The following is a 3,312-nucleotide window of genomic DNA, read 5'->3' on the forward strand; positions in this document are numbered from 1 at the left end:
CGTTGTCGTTCCTGAATGGGACGGGCTGGCTGGGTGAGAGCCTGGTGCGGTTTGGTCCTGCGCGCGGACGGTGGTGGTGAGTATGAGCAAGAAAAGGGCGTTCGGTGGATGCCTTGGCGCCAGAAGGCGATGAAGGACGTGGCACGCTGCGATAAGTCGCGGGGAGATGCGAGCGATCGTTGATCCGCGAATTTCCGAATGGGGAAACCCACTCCGCAAGGAGTATCGTGCACTGAATACATAGGTGTACGAGGCAAACCCGGGGAACTGAAACATCTCAGTACCTGGAGGAAAAGACATCAACAGAGATTCCGCTAGTAGTGGCGAGCGAAAGCGGAGCAGGCCAGTGGTTCAGCAAGAAGAAGGCGAGCAACCTGGAAAGGTTGGCCAAAGTGGGTGATAGCCCCGTAGCCGTAGTGTTTTGCTGGATCCTTGAGTAGGGCGGGGCACGTGAAACCCTGTCTGAACGTAGGGGGACCACCCTCTAAGCCTAAATACTCTCTGGCGACCGATAGTGCACAAGTACCGTGAGGGAAAGGTGAAAAGCACCCCGACGAGGGGAGTGAAACAGACCTGAAACCGAACGCCTACAAGCAGTCGGAGCCCGCAAGGGTGACGGCGTACCTTTTGTATAATGGGTCCGCGAGTTCGTGTTGGCAGCAAGCTTAAGCCGTTAGGTGTAGGCGCAGCGAAAGCGAGTCTGAACAGGGCGTTCAGTTGCCGGCATGAGACCCGAAACCTGGTGATCTAGCCATGGACAGGCTGAAGGTGGGGTAACACCTACTGGAGGGCCGAACCCACGCCTGTTGAAAAAGTCGGGGATGATCTGTGGCTAGGGGTGAAAGGCCAATCAAACCAGGAAATAGCTGGTTCTCCGCGAAATCTATTGAGGTAGATCGTCAGGCGATCACCGTCGGAGGTAGAGCACCGGATGGGCTAGGGGGACCCAAAGTCCTACCAAACCCAACCGAACTCCGAATGCCGATGAGTGCAGCCTGGCAGACAGACAGTGGGTGCTAAGGTCCATTGTCGAGAGGGAAACAGCCCAGACCACCAGCTAAGGCCCCTAATTCGTGGCTAAGTGGGAAAGCATGTGGGACGGCCAAAACAACCAGGAGGTTGGCTTAGAAGCAGCCATCCTTTAAAGAAAGCGTAATAGCTCACTGGTCTAATAGCTGTTCTGCGGCGAAAATGTAACGGGGCTCAAGCCACGAGCCGAAGCTGTGGGTGCGCAGTAATGCGTGCGGTAGCGGAGCGTTCCCTAGGCCTGTGAAGCGGTATCCGTGAGGGGCCGTGGAGGTATGGGAAGTGCGAATGCGGACATGAGTAGCGACAAGAAGGGTGAGAAACCCTTCCGCCGAAAATCCAAGGGTTCCTGCGCAAGGCTAATCCGCGCAGGGTGAGCCGGCCCCTAAGGCGAGGGCGACAGCCGTAGCCGATGGAAACCAGGTGAATATTCCTGGGCCCGTCAGAAGTGACAGCAATGAAGTGCAGTTACCCCTTATTGGATTGGGGTGGCTGTTGGATTTGCTCGGGAAATAGCTCTGACATATGGACCGTACCCTAAACCGACACAGGTGGATTGGACGAGTATTCCAAGGCGCTTGAGGGAACCATGCTGAAGGAACTAGGCAAATTGCTCGCGTAACTTCGGGATAAGCGAGACCTGCCTGCACGCAAGTGTGGGTGGGTGGCACAGACCAGGGGGTGGCGACTGTTTAGTAAAAACACAGGGCTCTGCGAAATCGAGAGATGACGTATAGGGTCTGACGCCTGCCCGGTGCTGGAAGGTTAAGGGGAGATGTGCAAGCATCGAACCGAAGCCCCAGTAAACGGCGGCCGTAACTATAACGGTCCTAAGGTAGCGAAATTCCTTGTCGGGTAAGTTCCGACCTGCACGAATGGCGTAACGACCTCCCCACTGTCTCCAGCATGGGCTCAGCGAAATTGAATTCCCCGTGAAGATGCGGGGTACCCGCGGTCAGACGGAAAGACCCTATGAACCTTTACTGCAGCTTCGCAGTGGCGCCAGGAAGGGACTGTGTAGGATAGGTGGGAGGCTATGAAGCATGGGCGCTAGCTTGTGTGGAGCCAACCTTGAAATACCACCCTGTGCCTTTCTGGCGTCTAACCGAGCTCGGTCACCCCGAGCCGGGACCCTGCGTGGTGGGCAGTTTGACTGGGGCGGTCGCCTCCCAAATGGTAACGGAGGCGCGCGATGGTGGGCTCAAGCCGGTCGGACATCGGCTGTTGAGTGCAAAGGCACAAGCCCGCCTGACTGTGAGCGCGACAGCGCGAACAGAGACGAAAGTCGGCCTTAGTGATCCGGTGGTCCCGCGTGGAAGGGCCATCGCTCAACGGATAAAAGGTACTCTAGGGATAACAGGCTGATCTCCCCCAAGAGTCCACATCGACGGGGAGGTTTGGCACCTCGATGTCGGCTCATCGCATCCCGGGGCTGGAGCAGGTCCCAAGGGTTCGGCTGTTCGCCGATTAAAGCGGTACGTGAGCTGGGTTTAGAACGTCGTGAGACAGTTCGGTCCCTATCTGCCGTGGGTGTACGAGACTTGAGAGGATCTGTCCCTAGTACGAGAGGACCGGGATGGACGCACCTCTGGTGAACCAGTTGTCACGCCCGTGGCATGGCTGGGTGGCCAAGTGCGGAATGGATAACCGCTGAAGGCATCTAAGCGGGAAACCAGCCTCAAGACGAGGTCTCGCCGAGGGCCGTGGAAGACCACCACGTTGATAGGCCGCAGGTGTAAGTGGGGTAACCCACTCAGCTGAGCGGTCCTAATCGCCCGATAGAGCTCATACCTCCTCCACCGCATCGGCTCTGGCCTTAATTGGCCAAGCGCCGCGCGCAGCACCAAACCGCACTCCCACTACCCAACACACACACACACAACCAAATCACACACCGCAGCATATGATGTTCCGGTCTGGTGGCCCGGTGGCCATCGCGGGGATGATACACCCGATCCCATCCCGAACTCGGACGTGAAACACCCCAGCGCCCATGGTACTGAGCCTTAAGGCTCGGGAGAGTAGGTCGCCGCCGGGCCACCACACCGGAACATCATCGCTTGAATACCAACAACCACCGCGGGGTGGAGCAGCCCGGTAGCTCGTCAGGCTCATAACCTGAAGGTCACAGGTTCAAATCCTGTCCCCGCATCCCATTCGACCAAACGACATCAGCGCATTAGAAGCCGCCTCGGAGCACCACTCCGCAGGCGGCTTTTTCGTGTCCGCATGGTGGCCGGAAATCCGTTGCTCCTCGAAGACCGATTTGGCTAGGAACACGGAACA

1 tRNA gene and 2 rRNA genes are annotated in these 3,312 nt (G+C 57.7%); all 3 read left to right on the plus strand.

Going from position 1 to position 3,312, the window contains the following annotated elements:
- Window positions 1-81 precede the first annotated feature (81 nt).
- The 3 genes from ACFHNC_RS24410 (at window position 82) to ACFHNC_RS24420 (ending at window position 3,178) form a co-directional block, all read left to right on the plus strand.
- A 23S ribosomal RNA gene (locus ACFHNC_RS24410) occupies window positions 82-2,818 on the plus strand.
- 131 nt (window positions 2,819-2,949) lie between these two features.
- Window positions 2,950-3,064 (plus strand): 5S ribosomal RNA (gene rrf / locus ACFHNC_RS24415).
- 40 nt (window positions 3,065-3,104) lie between these two features.
- Window positions 3,105-3,178, plus strand: a tRNA-Met gene (locus tag ACFHNC_RS24420).
- Window positions 3,179-3,312: the final 134 nt, after the last annotated feature.

The sequence above is a fragment of the Falsiroseomonas sp. E2-1-a4 genome (assembly GCF_051433165.1).
Taxonomy (GTDB): Bacteria; Pseudomonadota; Alphaproteobacteria; order Acetobacterales; family Acetobacteraceae; genus Falsiroseomonas.